The sequence below is a fragment of the Auritidibacter ignavus genome (genome assembly GCF_029853775.1).
Classification (GTDB): Bacteria; Actinomycetota; Actinomycetes; order Actinomycetales; family Micrococcaceae; genus Auritidibacter; species Auritidibacter ignavus.
Map to the genome: position 1 here is coordinate 955,957 of NZ_CP122564.1, position 21,828 is coordinate 977,784.

Annotated in this window: 20 protein-coding genes and 1 pseudogene; 4 read left to right on the forward strand and 17 right to left on the reverse strand. The window is 59.0% G+C overall.

Features of this window, described 5'->3' with window-relative positions:
• Positions 1-25 precede the first annotated feature (25 nt).
• The gene (locus QDX22_RS04210) at positions 26-649 is read left to right on the forward strand and encodes a class I SAM-dependent methyltransferase (protein ID WP_110099569.1); all 624 of its coding nucleotides are present in this window, start codon (positions 26-28) and stop codon (positions 647-649) included.
• A gap of 2 nt (positions 650-651) precedes the next feature.
• On the opposite strand, the gene QDX22_RS04215 is transcribed toward QDX22_RS04210, so the two are convergent.
• From QDX22_RS04215 to dapA, 13 genes are all read right to left on the reverse strand, one after another.
• Entirely contained in the window at positions 652-1,551 is a 900-nt protein-coding gene (locus tag QDX22_RS04215) for a hypothetical protein (RefSeq protein ID WP_110099570.1), read from the reverse strand.
• A 5-nt stretch (positions 1,552-1,556) separates the two neighbouring features.
• On the reverse strand, positions 1,557-2,507 hold the full coding sequence (gene miaA, locus QDX22_RS04220) for a tRNA (adenosine(37)-N6)-dimethylallyltransferase MiaA (RefSeq protein WP_279718047.1): 951 nt from the start codon (positions 2,505-2,507) through the stop codon (positions 1,557-1,559).
• A gap of 14 nt (positions 2,508-2,521) precedes the next feature.
• Positions 2,522-4,039, reverse strand: coding sequence for a tRNA (N6-isopentenyl adenosine(37)-C2)-methylthiotransferase MiaB (miaB, locus tag QDX22_RS04225; RefSeq protein WP_110099572.1), 1,518 nt, complete (start codon positions 4,037-4,039; stop codon positions 2,522-2,524).
• Positions 4,040-4,059: 20 nt separating this feature from the next.
• Positions 4,060-4,716 (reverse strand): regulatory protein RecX, encoded by a 657-nt coding sequence (locus QDX22_RS04230; protein ID WP_279718048.1) that lies wholly within the window; start codon positions 4,714-4,716, stop codon positions 4,060-4,062.
• On the reverse strand, positions 4,716-5,789 hold the full coding sequence (gene recA / locus QDX22_RS04235) for a recombinase RecA (RefSeq protein WP_110101718.1): 1,074 nt from the start codon (positions 5,787-5,789) through the stop codon (positions 4,716-4,718). Before recA ends, QDX22_RS04230 begins: the two co-directional genes overlap by 1 nt.
• Before the next feature lie 278 nt (positions 5,790-6,067).
• Entirely contained in the window at positions 6,068-6,301 is a 234-nt protein-coding gene (locus QDX22_RS04240) for a DUF3046 domain-containing protein (RefSeq protein WP_279718049.1), read from the reverse strand.
• A gap of 103 nt (positions 6,302-6,404) precedes the next feature.
• The gene (locus QDX22_RS04245; protein WP_279718050.1) at positions 6,405-6,848 is read right to left on the reverse strand and encodes a helix-turn-helix domain-containing protein; all 444 of its coding nucleotides are present in this window, start codon (positions 6,846-6,848) and stop codon (positions 6,405-6,407) included.
• Between the two features lie 230 nt (positions 6,849-7,078).
• On the reverse strand, positions 7,079-7,552 hold the full coding sequence (locus QDX22_RS04250; RefSeq protein WP_110101716.1) for a CinA family protein: 474 nt from the start codon (positions 7,550-7,552) through the stop codon (positions 7,079-7,081).
• The gene (gene pgsA, locus QDX22_RS04255) at positions 7,552-8,169 is read right to left on the reverse strand and encodes a CDP-diacylglycerol--glycerol-3-phosphate 3-phosphatidyltransferase (RefSeq protein WP_110101729.1); all 618 of its coding nucleotides are present in this window, start codon (positions 8,167-8,169) and stop codon (positions 7,552-7,554) included. Before pgsA ends, QDX22_RS04250 begins: the two co-directional genes overlap by 1 nt.
• On the reverse strand, positions 8,148-11,189 hold the full coding sequence (locus QDX22_RS04260) for an FtsK/SpoIIIE family DNA translocase (RefSeq protein ID WP_110110880.1): 3,042 nt from the start codon (positions 11,187-11,189) through the stop codon (positions 8,148-8,150). The genes pgsA and QDX22_RS04260 overlap by 22 nt, the downstream gene beginning before the upstream one ends.
• Before the next feature lie 160 nt (positions 11,190-11,349).
• Positions 11,350-11,724: an ectoine synthase gene (locus QDX22_RS04265; RefSeq protein WP_110099579.1), complete on the reverse strand. Its 375-nt coding sequence runs from the start codon at positions 11,722-11,724 to the stop codon at positions 11,350-11,352.
• Positions 11,725-11,913: 189 nt separating this feature from the next.
• Positions 11,914-13,605 carry a ribonuclease J gene (locus tag QDX22_RS04270; protein ID WP_279718051.1) on the reverse strand — a complete coding sequence of 564 codons (1,692 nt, stop codon included), beginning with the start codon at positions 13,603-13,605 and terminating at the stop codon, positions 11,914-11,916.
• Positions 13,606-13,626: 21 nt separating this feature from the next.
• Entirely contained in the window at positions 13,627-14,535 is a 909-nt protein-coding gene (dapA, locus tag QDX22_RS04275; protein WP_110110885.1) for a 4-hydroxy-tetrahydrodipicolinate synthase, read from the reverse strand.
• A gap of 156 nt (positions 14,536-14,691) precedes the next feature.
• Between dapA and QDX22_RS04280 the strand changes: the two genes are divergently transcribed.
• Entirely contained in the window at positions 14,692-15,939 is a 1,248-nt protein-coding gene (locus QDX22_RS04280; protein WP_279718052.1) for a heparan-alpha-glucosaminide N-acetyltransferase domain-containing protein, read from the forward strand.
• A 29-nt stretch (positions 15,940-15,968) separates the two neighbouring features.
• Here the strand turns inward: QDX22_RS04280 and QDX22_RS04285 are convergent, their stop codons facing one another.
• The 4 genes from QDX22_RS04285 to QDX22_RS04300 all read right to left on the reverse strand — a co-directional run bounded on the left by QDX22_RS04285 (position 15,969) and on the right by QDX22_RS04300 (position 19,442).
• A complete protein-coding gene (locus tag QDX22_RS04285) occupies positions 15,969-16,412 on the reverse strand; it encodes a tetratricopeptide repeat protein (protein ID WP_279674070.1) in 444 nt (147 codons plus the stop codon).
• 32 nt (positions 16,413-16,444) lie between these two features.
• Positions 16,445-17,206 (reverse strand): 4-hydroxy-tetrahydrodipicolinate reductase, encoded by a 762-nt coding sequence (gene dapB / locus QDX22_RS04290; protein WP_110110876.1) that lies wholly within the window; start codon positions 17,204-17,206, stop codon positions 16,445-16,447.
• Positions 17,207-17,254: 48 nt separating this feature from the next.
• Positions 17,255-18,808 (reverse strand): alanine/glycine:cation symporter family protein, encoded by a 1,554-nt coding sequence (locus QDX22_RS04295; RefSeq protein WP_122548783.1) that lies wholly within the window; start codon positions 18,806-18,808, stop codon positions 17,255-17,257.
• Between the two features lie 340 nt (positions 18,809-19,148).
• A complete protein-coding gene (locus tag QDX22_RS04300) occupies positions 19,149-19,442 on the reverse strand; it encodes a hypothetical protein (protein WP_279723933.1) in 294 nt (97 codons plus the stop codon).
• A 428-nt stretch (positions 19,443-19,870) separates the two neighbouring features.
• Here QDX22_RS04300 and QDX22_RS04305 point away from each other — a divergent pair.
• Both QDX22_RS04305 and QDX22_RS04310 read left to right on the forward strand, forming a co-directional pair.
• Positions 19,871-21,288, forward strand: a pseudogene (locus QDX22_RS04305) (IS30 family transposase).
• Complete coding sequence (locus QDX22_RS04310) at positions 21,269-21,823, forward strand: hypothetical protein (RefSeq protein ID WP_279718053.1); 555 nt, start codon at positions 21,269-21,271, stop codon at positions 21,821-21,823. Before QDX22_RS04305 ends, QDX22_RS04310 begins: the two are co-directional and overlap by 20 nt.
• The last annotated feature ends 5 nt before the right edge of the window (positions 21,824-21,828 follow it).

Below are 21,828 nucleotides of genomic sequence, written 5' to 3' on the forward strand. Positions count from 1 at the left end.
GCCCCTACCGCTACACTGAGAGACCGTGGACTCAGCACATTATTTTTCCGCGACTCCGGCCGGTGACCAGCGTCGACACCGCATCACCGTGCCGTTGGCTGGGGCCGAGCGCGAGGTTTTTTCAGCTGCCGGCGTGTTCTCCCACGACGAATTGGACCGTGGCACGCGCGTTCTACTCGATACGGTGCCCGCTCCCCCGCCGACTGGACGTTTTCTCGATATCGGCAGCGGCTGGGGGCCACTAGCCTTGTCCATGGCGCTGTTGTCCCCCGAGGCCGAGGTTTGTGCAGTGGAGGTCAATGAGCGCGCCCGGGAGTTGACCGTGGAGAATGCCCGAGCATTGGGTCTGGAGCAGATCAGCGTCTGGGCCCCGGACGAGCTGGATCCCGAACCTGGATTTGATCTGATCTGGTCCAATCCTCCGATCCGCGTGGGTAAAGCAGTGTTGCACGAAATTTTGCAACGGTGGTTACCGCGTTTGCGTCCCGGCGGGCACGCGTGGCTGGTGGTGGCCAAGAAGCTCGGCGCGGATTCACTGTTGCCCTGGATTGCAACGATGCTTCAGAACCATGGGCCCGGAGAATTTACCGCACAGCGTCACGCCACGGTCAAGGGATTCCGGATTTTGCACATTCATCGCGCGCAGTAACCCTACAGCACCGCGTCAAAGAGCCAGGTGACCGGGGTGGCTACGTCCAGGCCGTTACTACCTTCGGGGGCTGTTGCGCAGTGCACGGAGTATTCGGTCCCGGCGGCTAGCACTCGCCAAGGCATCTCGTGGGGTAAATGGGCCCACGTTTTCACCGCGGTTGTGGCGGCTGCAGCCGCTGTGGCCCCGGTGTGCATATCTGAGGGTCGTTGCGAGAGTTTCAGTCGCAACTGGCCCTTCCCGTTGGAGACGACCGGGTCGGCCATCAGCACCAGCCCCACCACCGGATCTTCTTGGGTCGGTGGTTCAATGCCGGGCAGTGACTGGGTGGAGGCCGCCTCGAACTCTTCTTCTGATCCCAGGGCCACAATGACGAACCGTCTGTTGTGGGATTGGATGCTTAGCCCCGGTCGCGGATCCGGTAGGCCCGCGCATTTCACCAAGGCGTCAACCGCGTGGGATCTGGCTTGCTCGGGATCAGCGAAACTCCAGTCAGGGGTGCGCACCGACCACCAGCCTGGTTGGGGCGAGTCCAGCTGATATGATCCAGGCCGTGGTCCTTGGTGACAGGTCAGGGTGAGACCTCTCGGAGTGGATTGGCCACCATGAGCGGTGATCACCTCCGCTGCCACGCGCAAGGCCTCGGTGGGATCGTCGAGTTGCTGTCCATCGGCGGCATAACCGATGACCTCCCAGTGATCATCACGATCTGCAAGACCCACCACTCCGGCTGCTCCGATCCCCTTGGTGCGGTGGGTGAGCACACGGATGGTATCGGGGTCCATGGGGGCCAGCTCGGGCCCGATCGTGACTAACCAATCCAGGGATCCGCTCATGAGTTTCTGGAAACGCGTGGCCTTCAGGCCCAAAAGCTCTCCCAGTGACGCCGGGGAGGTGTTCATGATGATCAGGTCCTTTGCTGTGCGACGGCAATGAGTTTGTGGGCCTGCTGTAGCCGGTCCGGGGCGTCGGCGTTGATCCAGTGCACGCGTGGGTCGGCCGAAAACCACGTTTCTTGTCGTTTGGCGAATTGTCGGGTGGCAATCACGATTTTCTCGACAGCCTCGTCGAGAGGCAACCGTCCTTCCAACACCTCCAAAAGCTGGCGGTAGCCGATAGCTCGGGATGCTGTGGGTGAGTCGGTGATACCCTGTGCTACCAGCCGTTGGACTTCTTCCAGCCATCCTTGTTCAAGCATGGCGTGGACCCGGTCACGAATCCGTTGGTGCAACCGGACCCGGTTCAGCCTTAATCCAATCTGAACCACCGGCGGGATCCCCGCGGCATAGCGACGTTGGGGCATGTAGGAGCTAAAGGGTCTGCCGGTGAGCTCATGGACTTCCAGGGCGCGAATAATGCGCCGGTCATCGTCTAGTCGCGCGGCGGAGCCCGGGTCCACCGACCGCAGGCGTTCGGTCATCACCTGGATTCCGACCACCTCAGCTTCTTGGGTCAACCGTGCTCTGAGGTCAGGGTCTGTCGGCGGAAATTCCAAGTCGTCCAGCGCTGCTCGCACATACAGCCCGGATCCACCGACCAAGATGGGCATGGCGGAGCCGCCGGGCTGTTCCGCCCGGATCGTCTCGATGGCTCGTCGCGCCCCGATCTGGAATTCGGCCACGGAGGCTTCTGCATGAAGCGGGAGGATATCGATCAGGTGATGCACAATGCCACGACGTGATGCCTCTGGAACCTTAGCCGTCCCGATATCCATGCCGGGGTAAAACTGCATCGAATCGGCATTGATAATCTCCGCCCCTGGCCCGGGACCCTCAGAGTATTCGACAGCAAGGTCTAAGGCCAGGTCCGATTTTCCAGTGGCCGTCGGACCGACAATCGCAACAACCGGTTCTGGCATAGCTACAGTGACCTTTAGCCACCCACGCGAATGGTTGGCATCCCCAGGTTTACTCCGGAACCTGTGGAGGAGCCACCGGCATTAGCGCCACAGCTATCGGCCTGCGCCAGATCCCATGCATCCCCGGCACGAGACCGCCGTAACTGGTAGTCCTCAGGCTGGGGGTCAGCAATCAGGAAGTAGGGGTGAGTTTCAGTGATTGGCACAGTCACAAAGTCACCGGGACGTGGCGGGGTTGCCCCAGCCGGAACCGAGAAGTGAATCAGACGATTATCTGGAGCCCGCCCGCTGAGACGACCGGTCGTGGCGCCTTTGGAACCGGTGTCATTGGTGACCAAGACTTCTTGTGTGGTGCCTAGCAATGTGGCGGATTCTTCGGCAGAAATTTGATCTTGCAATGCCACGAGACGTTCGAACCGTTCTTGGACCACATCGGCAGGAATTTGATCTGGCATCTCACCGGCAGGCGTTCCGGGCCGGATGGAGTACTGAAAAGTAAAGGCCGAGGAAAACCGTGAGGATCTCACAACATCTAAGGTGTCCTGGAAATCTTGTTCGGTCTCGCCGGGGAAGCCAACAATGATGTCAGTGGTGATCGCCGCGTGAGGAATTCGCGTGCGTACCTTGTCCAAAATGCCCAGAAACTTCTTCGTGCGGTAGGACCGTCGCATCGATTTCAGGATCCGGTCGGAACCGGATTGCAGTGGCATGTGCAACTGTGGCATCACGTTCGGGGTTTCCGCCATGGCATCAATGACATCATCGGTGAACGATGCCGGATGCGGGCTCGTAAAGCGCACTCGTTCCAGCCCATCAATTTCTCCGCAGGCGCGCAAGAGTTTTGCGAATGCTCCCCGATCCCGGAACTCTACACCGTAGGTGTTGACGTTCTGGCCCAGCAGGGTCACCTCAACGGCACCGGCATCGACAAGGGCCTGAACTTCAGCCAGAATATCCCCGGGTCGGCGGTCTTTTTCTTTGCCTCGAAGCTGGGGAACAATGCAGAAGGTGCAGGTGTTGTTGCATCCCACCGAAATGGAAACCCAACCTGAATAGGTGGAGTCGCGTTTGGTGGGCAAGGTGGAGGGGAAGACTTCCAAGGACTCCAACAGCTCGACCTCGGCTTCTTGGTTATGACGCGACCGCTCCAGTAGTGTCGGCAACGAGCCGATGTTATGGGTACCGAACACCACATCGACCCAGGGAGCTTTCTCCACAATCGTGTTCTGATCCTTTTGGGCAAGACAACCACCGACGGCAATCTGCATGCCGGGGTGCGCTTCTTTGACGGCGCGGAGGTTCCCAAGGTTTCCGTAGAGTTTATTATCGGCGTTTTCCCGCACCGCGCAGGTGTTGAACACCACCAGGTCAGCTTGTTCGTCCCTGCTGGCGGGAACGTAGCCGTGGTCTTCCAGAAGCCCGGAGATACGCTCAGAATCGTGAACGTTCATTTGGCATCCGAAAGTCCGCACTTCGTACGAGCGCGTGGTCGAATCAGCCTGATCGGCGATGAGCTGGGAAGTCAGAGTCACAGTAATACTCGCTCATGAGGCTAGGAGTCAATTTCTTTCTCCTCTAGCACCTGTTTAACAATGCTAAAGGCCATGGAGGGTGCATAGCCTTTGCGACCGAGCATCCCCACCATGCGTCGAATTAGTTTATCGCGTTCGCGACGGTCTTCAACAATTGTTGTCCCGGGGACAGACTTGCGCGCCAGTTTACGCTCTACGAGCTCAACGCCACGTTGGTATTGCTGGTCATCGTCGATGAGTTCGAGTGCCTGTTCAGCTGTTTCCCCGACAATGCCTTTGTCGTGTAGCTCACGTGCCAGGGCTGTTTTGGCCAATCCCTTTGAACGTTGCCGTGATTCGACCCAGGACCGGGCGAAGGCAGCATCGTCGATGAGTTGAACTTCTTCGAACCGGTCCAAAACCTTTTCGGCAACGTCAGCGGGGATCTCCTGGGACGCGAGCTTATCTGCCAGTTGTTTCCTGGTTTTCGGAGTCGCCGACAGGGTACGCAAGAGGATCTGACGGGCTCGTTCCGTCTGGTTTTCGCCAATGGGCACGGAGGGAGCTACACCGTCGGTAGCCGAGTATTGTGACGGCTCGTCGTACATCCCGTGCCGAGGTTCATCGCTCGACTCGAGTTGTTCGATCTGCTCCCTTAAGCGCGCGAGGACCTCGGGACGGTCGTGAGGTTGACTCATCAGGCTCCAGTATCTTCGACCACACTCAGACCGGAGTCTTCAATCTCCTCGTCCTCGGCAATGATGCCCATGGCCTTCTTGATCCGTTCTTCGAGTTCATTGGCCAAATCTGGGTTGTCCTTGAGGAATCGGCGCGCATTTTCCTTGCCTTGGCCCAGCTGGTCACCCTCGTAGGTAAACCATGCTCCGGATTTGCGAATGATGTTTTCTTGGACGCCCAGGTCCAGAATGTCTCCTTCGCGGGAGATACCTTGGCCGTAGAGAATGTCGAATTCCGCTTGTTTAAACGGCGGAGCCATCTTATTCTTCACGATTTTCGCCCGCGTACGGTTACCGACTGGATTACCAGCTTCTTTCAACGTCTCGATACGACGTACATCCACGCGCACAGAAGCGTAGAATTTCAGTGCCTTACCGCCGGTGGTGGTTTCCGGACTGCCAAAGAACACCCCAACTTTTTCGCGTAGCTGGTTGATGAAGATTGCTGTGGTTTTTGACTGAGCGAGGCGACCGGTGATCTTGCGCAGGGCCTGCGACATCAAGCGAGCCTGCAGGCCCACATGAGAGTCTCCCATTTCGCCTTCAATTTCTGCTCGAGGCACCAATGCCGCCACCGAGTCGACAACGACGATATCGAGTGCGCCGGATCCGACGAGCATGTCCATGATTTCCAGCGCTTGTTCACCGGTGTCGGGCTGAGACACCAGCAACGAATCAGTGTCAACGCCGAGTTTGGCAGCGTACTCAGGATCGAGAGCGTGCTCCGCGTCGATGAATGCAGCCACGCCACCGTTGCGTTGCGCGTTGGCCACAGCGTGTAATGCCACAGTGGTTTTACCGGAAGACTCTGGACCGTAGACCTCGACAACACGACCCCGCGGGAAACCACCAATACCAAGAGCAACGTCGAGAGCGACAGAACCGGTTTTTACGACTTCAATAGGAGCCCGGGCTTCGTCGCCCAGGCGCATAATGGAGCCCTTTCCATAATTTTTGTCGATCTGTGCCAGGGCCGCTTCGAGCGCCTTGTCTCGATCTGTTCCTTTATTGCCTTTGCTGGAGGTTGCTGCCATGGTTGTACTCCTTGTCACGAGGGAAGGTAGACCGCAACGTTGAACCGCTTAGCACGGTCCCGATGCACCCAAAAGTCTAGGGATCCGTCACGGACGCGATAAGCCTCAAGGACAACGTGTGGAAAACTATCGCACCGACGAATACTCCCTTGTTCTAGCTCCACTGTACGGGAATTAGAACACTATTTCGAACATTGGCAGGCGTGTTGTACAAAGTGGACTGTTTGTCCGCGATTTTATAGAACGCCTGAACCACTCGCGGTGCCAGTGACTCGTCACTAGATGACGTCGGGATTGTCTTTCGTCGGGATGTCTCGGCCCAGTCGACGAGATTCAGGGATCTGATGTAAGTCGCAGAGGTCGCGCCAAACGCGTTTTGGCTCCACGCCTCGATCCAGGGCCTGCTGGGCAGTGACATGAAGACTAGGGAGTATGAGGGAATCTACGATGACGCGTGCGGTGGTGTCACCGAATTCCTCGGTGGCTAAACGCCAGAACTCTGAGACTCTCACCAGCTGTGACTCTCCTTGACAACATCGCAGCCACCGACTCGTGGAGAGAATCGGCGGCTGCTCCTTTAGTTTACGGTGTATTCAGGCAACCCTGGAGAGTGTATTAGTGGGTTCCAGCCATGTAACCGCGAGGTCCCGTAGCCGACTGGTTTGGCTGCGCGACTCCCCGCTGGAAGCGGTGGGTCATTTCGTCTGGAACGGTATCGGGTACGTGTCCCACTTCGGCCACGGCGATACGATCGGCAACTTCCCGCAACATACCCGAGAACGGGACGTCGAGGGCTTCACAGATTGCGGCGAGCAATTCACTGGAGGCCTCTTTTTGTCCGCGTTCCACCTCGGACAAATAGCCAAGTGAAACTCGTGCATCGTGGGAGACTTCGCGGAGAGTGCGTCCTTGCCGCTGACGAATATCGCGGAGCACCTCTCCGATTTCCTCACGAAGAACCGGTACTGCGTACTCAGCAGTGTCTTGTTCTTCTCGGCCTGGATCGCCTGCGTTAACCCAACGGGTAATTCCGTTGACTACGACTGGTTCTTTCATCATCTGTGGCGTTTCTCCTCTGCCGCTTAGGAATTCTGCTAGTTCTGAGGACAACAAGGACTAGCGACCTGTGTTCTATTATGAACAACTCATGATGCGTGGGTTTTGTTCCCGATCGCTCGGAAAGATTTCTCCCGCATCCTCTAGCGCCGTGATGTAGTCTACGGGAGCAACCTGAAGTAAAGCTGGGAAGAGTTGAGTCTAGATCACTCAACTGTTAGCCCGCTCAGCGCTTAGTCTACGACTGCGCAGAGCTCTTTGATCGCAGCCTCGACGGTTTGGTGCCGGATCTGTGCTCGGTCTCCTTGCAGATGCAGTTCAACGTGTTGGGAAACGTGATCGGCAATGCACAGGCCGATGTATACGGTGCCGACGTCTTTGCCCTGGTGCGGCTCCGGGCCAGCTACTCCGGTCGTGGATATACCAATGTCGCTGTCGCAGACTCTCTGGGCGCCCCGAGCCATCTGTTCTGCGGTAACCGGGTCCACGGCTCCCCGGGTACTGAGTAGGTGGGCGTCAACCCCGAGCACGCGCTGTTTAATCTTATTCTGGTAGCAGACCACTCCCCCGTTGAGTATCGCTGAGGCGCCGGGAATGTCAGCGATACGGGCAGCAAGCAAACCGGCAGTCAGAGACTCTGCAGTAGCCACCGTTAGGCCACGGTCAGTCAGGGTGTGAACCAGCGCGTGCAGGGGTGTTTGGTGCATTAGGAGCTCGCCTGATCTTTTTCGGGGGTCGTACCACGTAGCTGAATGGCTTTGATCACGTAGTCGATGCCGGTGATCACGGTGATGGCCATGGCGATCAGGACGAGACCCCAGCCAAGGTAGAGCCACCACAGTCCGACCAGATCAACCAGCGGGGCCAACAGGACGATGAGGCCCGCGGTTTGGAACACGGTCTTGATTTTGCCACCGCGTGAGGCGGGCATGACTTGGACTCGGACTAGGGCCAGACGCATCAGCGTGATGCCCCACTCCCGCACCAGGATAACGATGGTAACCCACCACCACAGCTCCCCGAGCGCGGACAAGACGATAAAAGCCACTCCGGTCAGAAGCTTGTCTGCGATCGGGTCGGCGATCTTGCCGAAGTCGGTGACGATCCCGCGGGCTCGAGCGATATCGCCGTCGAGTTTATCGGTGTACATCGCCACGGCAAAGACCACCAAGGCCAACCAGCGGTACACTCCCGATTCGACACCATACGCTCCGCCGGCGATCAGGAACCACATCAACAGTGGCACCAGCACGATGCGAACCATGGTGAGGATATTCGGCAGGTTCCAGACCTGCTTGGTGTTTAACGCCCCGTCAGTTGCCATGCGTCCTCATTCGTTGTGTCAGCCTCACCCAGATCGTCGTAGTCCGCATAGTCGGTATGCACGGGCGAATCATAGGCGGTGCTGGTTGTCCTCGAGTCAGTATCGAGGGCTGAGTCCGTCTCGGCGTGTTCCGTGGTCTCAGTCTGGGCCGAAGGCGGGGTCTCGCCCTTGATGGTGGCGATCACATCGGCCAGATCATCGGGTTTGACCAGCACATCACGGGCCTTGGATCCTTCCGAGGGCCCGACCACCCCGCGGGACTCCATCAAGTCCATCAGCCGCCCGGCCCGAGCGAAGCCCACCCGGAGCTTACGTTGCAACATGGAGGTGGATCCGAACTGGGAGGTGACGACCAGCTCGACGGCTTGCAGCAGGTCTTCCAGATCGTCTCCAATATCCTCGTCGATCTGTTTCTGCGGCTTGTCCGGGATGACATCGTCTCGGTATTGGGCGGTCATTTGCGACTTGACGTGGTCCACCACGGCGTGAATTTCGGATTCGTTGACCCAGGCGCCCTGGACACGCATCGGTTTGGACTTGCCCATCGGCAAGAACAACGCGTCACCTTGGCCGAGCAGTTTCTCTGCGCCGGGCTGGTCGAGCACCACTCGGGAGTCGGTGACCGAGGAGGTCGCAAACGCCAACCGGGAGGGGATATTGGCTTTGATCAGACCGGTGACCACGTCCACCGAGGGCCGCTGGGTGGCCAGCACCAGGTGAATACCGGCAGCACGAGCCAACTGGGTGATGCGCACAATCGCGTCTTCGACATCGCGCGGGGCGACCATCATCAAATCAGCAAGCTCGTCAACGATCACCAACAGGTAAGGGTAGGGCTTGAGCTTGCGCTTCGAATCCGGTGGCAGGGTCACTTTTCCGGCGCGCACAGCGTTATTGAAGTCGTCGATGTGCTTGTACCCGAAGGCGGCTAGGTCGTCGTAGCGGGTGTCCATTTCTTGCACGACCCACTGCAGAGCTTCGGCGGCTTTCTTCGGGGAGGTAATAATCGGTGTCACCAGGTGGGGTACGCCCTCGTAGGCGGTCAGCTCCACACGCTTGGGGTCGACCATGATCATCCGGACCTCGTCCGGGGTCGAATGCATCAGGATTGAGGTGATCATCGAGTTAACGAAGGAGGACTTACCGGCGCCGGTGGCACCGGCAACAAGCATATGGGGCATCTTGGCCAGGTTGGCCATCACGAACCCACCTTCAACGTCCTTGCCCACGCCCATGACCATCGGGTGATCGGATTTGCGCGCTGCATTAGAGCGCAACACATCCCCCAGGGCGACAACTTCTTTGTCCCGGTTAGGAATTTCCACACCGATCGCCGATTTGCCCGGGATCGGGCTGAGCATGCGTACCTCGGGCGAGGCCACCGCGTAGGCGATATTTTTCTCCAGACCGGTGACTTTCTCGACCTTGGTCCCCGGTGCCACTTCAATCTCGTAGCGGGTCACCGTCGGGCCACGAGAGAAGCCGGTGACCTCGGCGTCGACTTTGAACTGTTCGAAGGTCGAGTTCAGTGCTGCCACGATGTGGTCGTTGGCTTCGGTGCGATCTTTGGCCGGAGGTCCGGGTGGTAGCAACTCGAGCGAGGGCAACGTGTAGGTGACATCGCCGTCCAGGTGGAGTTGTTCTGACCGGGCTGGAAGTGGTGGCAGTTGCGGTGCTTGAGAGACCTTCGTTGAGGGCACCGAGTGTTGGGGCGGCTGGTCGCTGTCATCCGCGACGAGTCCTGCTGCTCGACGGGCTTGCTGCAACTTCTGTTCATCGGCGGTGGGGCGTTTCACCCCGGCCGGAATCGTCGTGTCGATCGGCTGGGTGGCGTCCTGGTCCACGGCCTGATCGGGTGAGGGGTCATCGTCCAGTGCGTCAGTGTCGCCGGTTTCGTCAGGCTCGGTAGATGCCTCGTCGAAGAGATCACCGAAGTCGATCACTTCGGTGGCTTGGTCTTTCGTGCGCTTTGCGGACTTCTTCGACTCGCGGCCGGCCCCATCCGATCCGAGAGATTCCGTCGTATCGGGATGATTCGGGTGATCGTCGAGCACCGCAGTGGCGTAGGCCTGCTGACCGGCGGACTGACGATCGAGGTGGTCCGCGTCGTTATCGGTGAGCTCCCCGTCGTCAGCCCGGTTGTTGGTAGACCGTCGCAAGAAGCGCAACAGCCCACCTGAGGCCCGGCGTGGCTTCTTCGGCTCGCCGGGCTGCCCGACAGCGTCGTGTTGGTACAGGTAAGACTGATCGTGTCCAGATTCGCGACGATAGTCCTGTGGTTCCTCGCTGTGTTCAGACGGGTCCTGTCCGGTCAGCCACTGATACATGCCCACGATGCGGGCGGGAATCTTCCCGACTGGGGTGGCGGTCAACACCAGCAGGCCAAAGACCAACAGCACGATCATCAGCACCCACACGGGGACCGGGGTGATCAGTGAGACCAGTGGGTCGGTAACAATAAAGCCCAGTACTCCTCCGGAACTGAGCATTTCCTGAAGCGAGCCGGCAACCGGCGGGTTGGAAAACGCCAACTGTGCGATACCGGCACCGCAGATCATCATGATCACCAGTCCGATCGAGATCCGTCCGTTGGCCCGGTCAGCTTCCGGGTACCGGAAGAGTCGCACGGCGAGGATGACCAGGGCCACTGGGAGAAACAAAGCCATCCATCCGAAGGTTCCGGCGGCCACGCCATGGACGATGTGACCGTACCCGGGCAAATCGCGTAAGCCCCACCATTCCACCGAGGCAATGATCGTGGCCACGAGTACTAAGAAGAAGCCGGTGCCGTCGCGACGATCTTGGGGCGGGATGTGGCGGTCGGGCCCGATTTTGCGCACACCGGCGCCGATTGGGGTGGCAAACATCATCCAGAACCCGCGTAGCACCCGGACAACCCACGGACTGGTCGGGTCGGTGGTTTCGTACGCTAAATGCACGGTCTCATCGGCACCTGCGTTCTTCTTCGACGAAGAGCTGGAGGTCTTCGACGACCGTGCTGGGGAAGTTTCAGTCGCCATAAGGCCTTATTCTACCGCGCTCTAGCGACTGAGACAGGATGAACGCGGTTCGGGCACGTCATCGTGCTCTTTGGTACCGCAGACAAGCACGGGGTCTGCTACTCACATGACCAGCAGACCCCTTGGCTCACTGACAGTCGATGACGTATCAGTGAGCGGTTTAGTAGGAGGAGTAACCGTCCTCGGTCAGCTCGTGCTTCTCGTTACCGGTGATGGCCGGGTTGAAGATCGACACCAGGATCAAGTCCTCGTTGTCGCCGCCCTTCAGGGTGTGGGCATCGTGCTCGTCGAGCACGTAAATGGTCCCTTCAGTGATCTTGTGCTCGGTACCGTCAGGCTCCACCACGGAACCGGAACCGCCGATGCAATAGCAGGCCTCCAGGTGGTTGCGGTACTGCAGTTTGGAGGAACTGCCGGCCCGCACAACGGTATGGGCCACAGCAAATCCCATGTTGTCTTTGTCCACAAGCAGACGCTCGGAGGTTCCGCCACCCCATTCAACTTTTTCGACGTCGTCACGGCTACGAGTAAACATTATTCTCCTTCCGTTGTCGTCGCCCCGGGCGACAGGTCCGGCCCGGAGCGAACGCTTCTCTTTCTCACGTTAGGGGCCGGTTCACGTGGTGTCAGTATCTGAACGACGTGTTTCAGACACTGTTTAAAACCACACAGCCTGCATTCAGCACGTACCCGTTGAGATGGGCAACGGGTACGTGGGATCTGGTTAGGCCTCAATAATGATCGGCACGATCATTGGACGACGGCGTAGTTTGCGGTTCACCCACGATCCGATCGCTCGACGCATGACTTGCTGTAGCTGGTGATTGGTGTGCTTCTTATCGGAAGCGGCTGCCTCTTCCAGGGCTTTGATGATCTTGGGTTTGACCGATTCAAAGACGGTGTCATCTTCGGCCACACCTCGGGCGTGAATGTCGGGTCCGGAGACAATCTTTCCGGTTTGCCGGTTGATCACCGCAATCACCGAGATAAAGCCTTCTTCGCCCAACACCCGACGGTCCTTGAGATCTGCGTCGGTGATTTCGCCAATGGACTTACCGTCGACGTAGACATAGCTGCAGTCGATTTCGCCCACAATCTCGGCATGACCGTCTTTGAGGTCGACCACAGAACCGTCTTCGGCCAGAATCACCTTCTCGGTGGGAACCCCGGTGGCTTCGGCGATCCGACCGTTGGCGATCAGGTGGCGGACTTCCCCGTGGATCGGCATCACGTTGCGGGGTCGAACAATGTTGTAGCTATAGAGTAGTTCCCCTTGTGAAGCGTGGCCAGAGACGTGCACCTGGGCGTTGCCCTTGTGCACCACTTCGGCACCGAGTTTCATCAGGCCGTTGATCACCCGGAATACGGAGTTTTCGTTACCAGGGATCAGCGAGGACGCCAGCACGACCAAGTCCTCGGGCTGGATTTGGACCTGGTGGTCGCCGTTCGCCATCCGGGATAGGGCAGCCATGGGCTCGCCCTGGGAGCCGGTCGACATCAACACAATGCGGTTGTCGGGGTAGTCATCGACCTTCTTCATGTCGATAACGGTGTTGTCTGGGATGTTGAGGTAGCCCAAGTGGGCAGCGATTCCCATATTCCGCACCATCGAGCGACCGACGAAGGCCACTTTGCGCTGGTGCATCGCCGCGGCATCAAGGACCTGTTGGACACGGTGGACGTGGGAGGAGAAGCTAGCGACAATAATGCGTCGTTGTGCGCGTCCGACCAGCGATTCTAGCACCGGGCCGATGTCTTTTTCGGTGGTGGTAAAGCCGGGAACTTCGGCGTTGGTGGAATCAGTCATGAACAAGTCCACGCCTTCTTCACCCAATCGAGCGAAAGCGCGCAGGTCGGTGATGCGACCGTCAAGGGGCAACTGGTCCATCTTAAAGTCACCGGTGTGCAACACGGTGCCCGCCTCCGAGCGGATAAACAGCGCCAAGGCGTCGGGAATCGAGTGATTGACGGCGACGAATTCGAGTTCGAAGGGCCCGAGCTGTTCGAGCTGACCTTCCGTGACAGCCAGCGTGTAAGGAGTGATGCGGTGCTCTTCGAGTTTGGCTTCAATCAGGGCCAGGGTCAATTGCGAGCCCACCAGGGGGATATCGTCTTTCATCCGCAACAGGTAGGGTACCGCGCCGATGTGATCTTCGTGGCCGTGGGTGAGGACGATGCCGACCACATCGTCAAGACGATCGCGGATGTAGTCAAAATCTGGCAGGATCAGGTCAACACCGGGTTGTACTTCTTCAGGAAAGAGCACACCACAGTCAACGATGAGTAGTTTTCCGTTGAGCTCGAAGACGGTCATGTTGCGGCCAACATCGCCGAGCCCGCCCAGTGGCACAATGCGCATGGTTCCGCCAGGCAGTTGAGGAGGATGAGACAGCACTACTTGCTGTTCGTGGGGCATGAAGGTCCTTTCGGAAAAATATCAGAATGAAATATTTGTTTCGGCCAGGTCTGTACGGATGGCCTTGAGGTCTTCTTCGGTGGCCTCGGTAAGAGGCAGGCGCACGGTCGCCGATGAAATCAAGCCCTGACCGGCCAGGATGGCCTTCGAGGCGACGGCGCCCTGGTGGTGGGACATCACCGCGCGCTGGACCGGGTCGAGTTGAAAATGCAGTGCTCGGGCAGTAAGCAGGTCGCCCTCGTTCAAGGCGTCCACCATCGCACGGTAAGTCCCCGGGGCAATGTGAGCGCTGACCGAGATCACGCCAACAGCACCGGCAGCCATCAGCGGGAAAGTCATCAAATCGTCGCCGGAATAGACAAACAGGTCTGTTTCAGCCAGTACTGTGGTGGTCGATTGGTAGTCGCCCTTGGCATCTTTAAGCGCCAAAATATTGGGGTGATCGGCCAGAGCGACGATGGTCTCAGCGGCAATGGGACGCACCGAACGTCCGGGAATGTCGTAGAGGATCACTGGCACGTCAGTCGCCGAGGCCACGGTTTCAAAGTGTGCTTTGATACCGGCCTGCACTGGCTTGTTGTAGTAGGGAGTCACCAGCAACAACCCGTCAACGCCGGTGGCCGCAGCACGTCGGGAGAGTTCGGCTGAATGAGCCGTGTCGTTCATCCCGGTTCCGGCGATAATTTTGCACCTGTCGCCGACAGCTTCTTTGACTACCTGGTACATCAGCACGTTTTCATCATCCGTCAGCGTCGAAATCTCACCGGTGGTTCCGGTCACCACGAGTCCGTTGACTCCAGAATCCACCAAATGCGTGGCAAGTTTTTGAGCGGAGTCGGCATCCACCTGACCGTCGGCGGTGAATGGTGTCACCATGGCAACCAGGGTGGTACCGAAAACGTCTTCTGCCTGCTGACTCAAATCGCTCATGGACATAGCTTACCTGTGACGCACGCGGGGTACATCATTGCCTTACCGTCACTCTGTAAAGTTGTTCACGGCATCAGGTATTTCATCGTCACGGCATCCCAGCATCCAGGCGGGCCTTAAGAGGTGACGATCTAGACACAGGATGAGCACCCAACTATGGCTTCTTCTTCCTCAACCACGGGTTCGCCCTTTGAGCTCCGGCAACGACTGACCGGTATCGATGTCGCCCGCGCACTGGCGATTCTTGGCATGATTGCCGTTCACGTCTACCCGCTGAACGTCACGGATGCAGCCACCGGCCGTATCGTCCCCAGTTGGGCCGGGTGGATCGCGGCGGGATCGTCTTCGGTGCTGTTCTGCGTTGTGGCGGGTGTTTCGGTGGTGTTGCTTAGTCGCAACGCGTCGACGGTGGGTTTCGGACAGATCGTGATTCGTTTGCTGTTACGAGCCACCGTGTTGGTATTGCTGGGTTTGACCCTGGGCCAGCTGGATTCCGGGGTTGCCGTGATCCTGGTGCACTACGGGGTGCTTTTCGTCATTGCCATCGCCTTCCTGAAGCTCTCGGCCAAGGTCTTGGGCGTGCTGGCGGTCAGCTGGTTGGTGCTGATGCCACTGCTGTTCGGAGTGCTCAACCGGTTCCTCCAGGCGGCTATGGGCCGAGTAGAGTACGTCAACAACTTTCGGCTATGGTCCAACCCGAATTTCATCACGTTGTTGGAGCAACCGGGTGTCACGCTCTGGGACGTGCTGGTCTCGGGCTACTATCCGGTGCTCGTGTGGACCGGTTTCTTACTGCTGGGCATGTTTATCGCCAAGATGGACCTGCGGTCCTTTCCGGTGCATCTGTTGCTCTTCGGCGCGGGATTGCTGGTGGCTGGTCTGACACGTGCCGCCGGCTATGGGCTCGCATCGAATCCGGAGCGGCTCCGGCGGTGGAGCGAGCTGAGCTTCACCGACCCGGCCGAGGCCCCGGCTGCCGCACTGACCGGGTCGGGTATGGTCACTCAGTACCTTGTCGGTGATCCTTCCTGGTATGTGATGGTCGCCCCGCATTCCACGGCTCCCCTCGATGTGCTCTCCACGGCCGGGATTGCCGTGGCGGTGATCGGATTATGTCTCATCCTCACCCAGCACACAGCGGGTCTGGGCGACAAGGTCCTCTATCCGCTGATCGGCGCCGGAGCCATTCCCCTGACCCTGTACGTCGCTCACGTGCTGGTCATGGCGGTGTTGGGCGATGAGGCCGGCTCCGAATGGACCGTGTTGCTGATCCAATGGGGCGCGTGCTTGATTCTGGGCACTGCACTTCGGATCGTGGGCTGGCGTGGCCCGTTGGAATTCCTCATACACGCGGTGTCCACGCATTTAATTGTGCTCAACCCGCCGGCTAAAGACTCCCGCTAGGCGCGTCTCAAACCACGTGACGGCCTGAATCAGTCTTGCCCGGCTTCCATCTTGATGGCCTTATTCAGCGCTTGTCGGGCACGACGTCGGTCACCGGCGGCATCATAGGCCAGTCCCAGGCGGAACCAGCTCCGCCAGTTCTCCGGATCGTTCTGGGTTTCTATTCGGTAGATCTCGAAATCCTCATCGGCAGCAGCCTGATCGATCTTGTTGTATTTTCCCCGCGGGAGATCATCGACCGGCAAGCCACCTTCCTGGTCGAGAATTTTCGCCAACCGTTCGGTCCCGACCCCAAAACGCCATTCTCTCATCAACGCCCAGATCCCGAACAGGAGCATGACGATCACGGCCCAGCCGATCAGGTTGGCCAGGGTGGACTGGGAACTGATGAACCCGATCGCAGACGTCAATCCCAGGAAAATGAAAAGCAAGGCCAACACAATCAGCGCGATGGCCGCAAACTTATTCTTCATCGAGACTACTTTTACCTCAACTGACTCAGGTTTTAGTGCAGATCTAAATACGCATCCAACCCGTAGCTCAGCCCCGGGTTATCTGCTACCTGTCGCAAGCCGAGCAAAACACCGGGCATATAGGAGCTACGGTCGAAGGCATCGTGTCGCAAGACCAGCTGTTGCCCGGGACTACCCAGCAGCACCTCTTGGTGGGCTTCAAGCCCCGCCAGCCGGACCGCGTGGACGTGAATGTCGTCAATGGTCGCCCCGCGAGCACCGTGGGGATCCTGTTCGGTGGCATCGGGGCTGGGTGGAAGCTCGTGCTCGGCGCGGGCCTGGGCAATCATTGACGCCGTGCGGGTGGCAGTTCCGGAGGGAGCATCAACTTTATGAGGGTGATGCATTTCGATAATTTCAACCGAGTCGAAGTACCGTGCAGCTTGAGTGGCAAACTGGGTGGCCAGCACTGAGCCGATCGAAAAATTCGGAGCAATCAGCACTCCCACATCGGGGTGGTCCCCCAACTGTTGTTGGAGACGGTCCCGCTTCTCATCGGACCACCCGGAGGTTCCCACGACGGTGTGCAGGTCGTGTTCGACAGCGAACTGAACCACTGATTCAGACACCGACGGGACCGTGAGGTCCAACACGTGGGTGGCCTCGGAGTCAAGAATTTCTTCCAGCTGAGACTTTGAGTTCAGTTGAGCCACCAGGCGCATGTCCGGGGCTGCCTCGATGGCAGCCCCGGCATGCTGGCCCATTTTTCCGGTCGCGCCCACCAGGGCCACGTGAATATCTGTCTGTGAGGTCATGTCCCCCACTCTAGTGGCCGGGACTGGATGGGCGCTGACAGACACTGTTTAGAAGCGGTCAGTCTCGCTGAAGCTTCCGCGGCCGTCAGACTGGCCTGCAGAATAAGAGTGGGTTGGGGATTCCTCAGCCCCGAGCTGGTAGAACGGCTCGGTGAGGTTGTCGTGACGCCATGCCTGCCACCACGACACATGGCTCATCTGCCGGTCGATGTCTTCGGCCGAGGAGTCCATGCGCGGGTCGATCTGCAGGTAGCGCTTGGTTTCTCGTGCAATCAGTCCCGACATCGCCAGCAGGCCGATGATGTTCGGCACAGCCATCAAACCGTTGGTCAGGTCCGAGAAATCCCACACGATTTCCAGTGGCAAAGTACACCCCAGATAAATCACGATGCAGAACAGCACGCGGTAGGGCATCACCCAAGCGCGACCCAGCAGGCGTTCCACATTGCGCTCGCCGTAATAGGACCAGGCCAGCATGGTGGAATAGGCGAACAGGATCAGACCGATGGTGACGATCAGGTGGCCCCAGTTACCGGGAAGCCCTTCGGTGAAGGCGTTAGCGGTCATGATGGCGGCTTCTTGGCGTTCTCCGGCCTGCCAGGCTCCGGTGGTAATCAGCACCAGACCGGTGCAGGTCACCACAATGATGGTGTCGATAAAGGTCTGGGTCATCGAGACCAGGCCCTGGCGGACCGGGTGAGTGGTCTTGGCAGCTGCCGCGGCAATCGCGGCCGAGCCCATCCCCGACTCGTTCGAGAAAATACCGCGAGCCACACCGTACTGGATGGCAATAATCATCGCCGAGCCGGCGAAACCACCCACCGCAGAGGTTCCGGTGAAGGCATCGGTGAACACCATGCCAAGGGCCTCGGGAAGCTGACCGACGTTAGCGATCAGCAGCCACAGTGAGCCCAGCACGTAGAAGACAATCATCACCGGCACCAGAGCGGAGGTGACATTCCCAATGGATTTAATACCGCCTAGCAAGACCACTAGCGTCAGAACCGTCAGGATCAGTCCGGTGATCCACGGTTCAACGTTGAACGAGTTCTCCACGTTGGAGGCAATGGAATTGCCCTGAGTCATATTGCCAATGCCGAAGGACGCGAAGAACGCAAAGATCGCGAACAGCAAGCCCAAGACTTTGCCGTACCAGCTTCCCAGTCCCCGTTCCAGGTAGTAGGCCGGGCCACCGGACTTTTCGCCCTTCGCATCATTGGTGCGGTAGAGCACACCCAAAAAGGCTTCGGAGTACTTAGTTGCCATACCCAATAGTGCGGTGACCCACATCCAAAACAAGGCGCCGGGTCCACCGATTGATAACGCCGTGGCCACCCCGACGATATTTCCGGTCCCCACTGTCGCTGCTAGCGCTGTGGTGAGCGCCTGGAACTGGGAGATATCTCCGTCATCAGAGTCGTCTTTACGCTGGACGAATCCCAGCTTCAGGGCGCGTCCCAGCGTTCGGAATTGAAGACCGCCGTAACGTACGGTCAGGTAGAGACCCGAGAGCAAAAGTAAGGGCATCAGAAAAAATGGTCCCCAGACAAAGTCTCGAATCGCCACGATCACTTCATGGATGGAATTGATCAGAGCGTCCATGCCGGTCCTTTAGTGTGAGTGTTTAACTGTTTATCGGTTGTCCGGCCCGACACTGATCTGTGTTCTGGGCGAGTCCGCCAGCAGCCGGGCCATCCCAACGACTTCGTCCGCTGAGACACCTGTGATTCTAGCCACAGAACCGTCTAAGTCAATGTATCGACGTACCTTATTGATATTGAGCGCGTAGCTCAGGTCGTGCCTCACGTATCGTGAGCGCGAAGCCATAGTGTGAACGCATGGATAAGGACATTGTCTCGATGAGTGCTCGGATTGAAGTCACCAAGCAATTACGTAGGGATTATCGCACGGGGTCCAAGGCGGAGAAGTCAGCGATTTTAGATCAGTTTTGTGCTTCCACTGGGTTGGGCCGGTCCACGGCCAGGCGGTATCTGACGTCGCAGACCATCGGGGTCAAAAACGTGGTGCGCATTGACCGTCGAAAGCATAAACCCACGAAGTATTCGGCGAATGCGAAAAAGCAGTTGATCCGGGTGTGGCGGTTGATGGGCATGCCCTCGGGCAAATACATGAAACCGGTGATGGAAGACTGGTTAGACGCGTTAGAAGCCCACGATGAGTTGGCGTTTGGCCGCTCCGGGTATAACCCCACGGTGCGTGCCCAGCTGGTGGCCATGAGTGCCGCCACGATTGACCGGTATCTCAAGGCCGAACGCGACCGGTTACGCCTCAAAGGCATCGCTACGACCAAGCCTGGGGCCTTGTTGCGCAACTCGATTACGGTGCGACAAGCCGGCGATGAGGTCGAAGACGAACCAGGGTTTTTCGAAACCGACACGGTGGCCCATTGCGGGCCAACCCTGCAAGGCGAATTCGCCCGCACCCTCACCATGACTGATGTGCGCACCGGGTGGGTGCACCTAGAAGTGCTCCGTAATAACGCCCAAGTGCACATCCTGGCAGGATTGGACCGGGCCGCAGCCGCCATCCCCTATGGGATCGCGGGCTTAGATTGTGACAACGGGTCAGAGGGCGGATTCAACTGGTCGTCGCAACACCTTGAGGTGAGAAAGGTGTTCAAGGATGGTGACCAAGGACTGGAGCATGAAGATCGGCGAGGTCCCGGAGGGGATGCGGCGGCAGTGGCGCGCGGACCGGGCGTTGCGGCCAGCAATGCGTTCTCCGGGCAGACCGCAGCCATCGAGGGCGGTGCAGCGACAATTCTGGCGCCTGATCGCGGCCGGGGTCACGACAGCGGAGGCAGCGCTGGCGGTGGGGTGTCGGTGCCGGTCGGATCGCGGTGGTTCCGTCACGCTGGCGGTATGCCACCGCTGACGTTGACGGAGCCAACTGGTCGTTATCTCAGTTTCGAGGAGCGAGAGGAGATCGCGATCTTGCGTGCTCAGGGACGCGGTGTCCGGTCGATCGCGCGTACCCTTGGGCGGGATCCGGGCACGATCAGTCGGGAGTTGCGCCGCAACGCTGCTACCCGCAGCGGGAAGCTGGAGTATCGCGCCACGGTGGCCCAATGGAAAGCCCAGGAGGCCGCGAAACGACCCAAGACCGCGAAGCTGGTGGCCAACCTGCGGCTTCGCGGCTATGTCCAGGACAGACTCTCTGGGAAGGTCACTGGCCCGGACGGGACGCCGGTGGAAGGGCCGGTCACGCCGACGTGGAAGGGGTTGAACAAGCCTCGTCGGCAAGATCGACGGTGGGCCACCAGTTGGAGCCCGGAGCAGATCAGTCACCGCTTGAAGCTGGATTTCCCTGATGATGAGTCAATGCGTATCAGTCATGAGGCGATCTACCAGGCGTTGTTCATCGAAGGCCGCGGCGCACTGAAGCGTGAGCTGGTGGCTTGCCTGCGAACGGGCAGGGCGTTGCGACAGCCCCGTGAGCGTTCCCGGAACAAACCCGGCGGTCATGTCGGCGCCGAGGTCGTGATCAGCCAACGCCGAGCAGAAGCCGCTGATCGTGCTGTTCCAGGACACTGGGAAGGTGACCTGGTCATCGGGACCGGCCTCTGTGCGATCGGGACCTTGGTCGAGCGTCGCAGCCGCGCGACGATCCTGGTCCACTTGCCCCGCCTCGACGGCTGGGGCGAGCACCCTCCGGTCAAGAACGGCCCCGCGCTGGGCGGCTACGGTGCAGTCGCGATGAACGCGGCTCTGGCCGCTGCGATCACGACCCTGCCCCAGCAGTTACGCAAGACGATCACCTGGGACCGCGGCAAGGAACTATCAGGACATGCCGCGTTCACTCTTGAGACTGGCACCAAGGTGTTCTTCGCTGATCCGCACTCCCCGTGGCAACGGCCCACCAACGAGAACACCAACGGCCTGCTACGTCAGTACTTCCCCAAGGGCACCGACCTGTCCCGCTGGAGCGCAGACGACCTCGAAGCGGTGGCCCACACCCTCAACAACAGACCCCGCAAGACCCTCGGCTGGAAGACCCCCGCCGAAGTCTTCGGCGAAGCACTACAATCCCTGAAACAGGCCGGTGTTGCAACCACCGGTTGAACCTGCCGAGTTCATCAACCACGAAGTCATGCACTGGGCTGCTGACCGGTTGATCTTTTTCACCCGGGGCCGGCCGTATCAAAAAAATGATCAAGCCACCGTGGAATCCAAAAACAACCACGCCGTGCGAAAATTTGGGTTTCACTACCGGTACGACACCGCAGATGAACGCGCCATCCTGGCGGCCCTATGGCAGGTGGTGGGTTTGAAACTCAACTACTTCACCGCCACCAAAAAACCCACCGGCTGGACCCAAGACGCCAGCGGGCGGCGCAAACGCCTCTATGACAAACCCAAGACTCCCTACCACCGGCTGCTGGATGCCGGGATCCTCTCCACCGCCCAACAAGAAGAGCTAGCGGCCATCTACCGCAGGATCAATCCAGCCCAGCTGACCCGCCAAATCCTGACCTACCAAGACCGGCTGATCAGCCTGGCCAAAGACAAAACCCTCACCATCGCCGCCGACCTCGACAGCAAGCACCAGGCCCGGCAAAAACGCCGCACCACCGGCATCCGCACCAAAGCCAGCTAACCCAA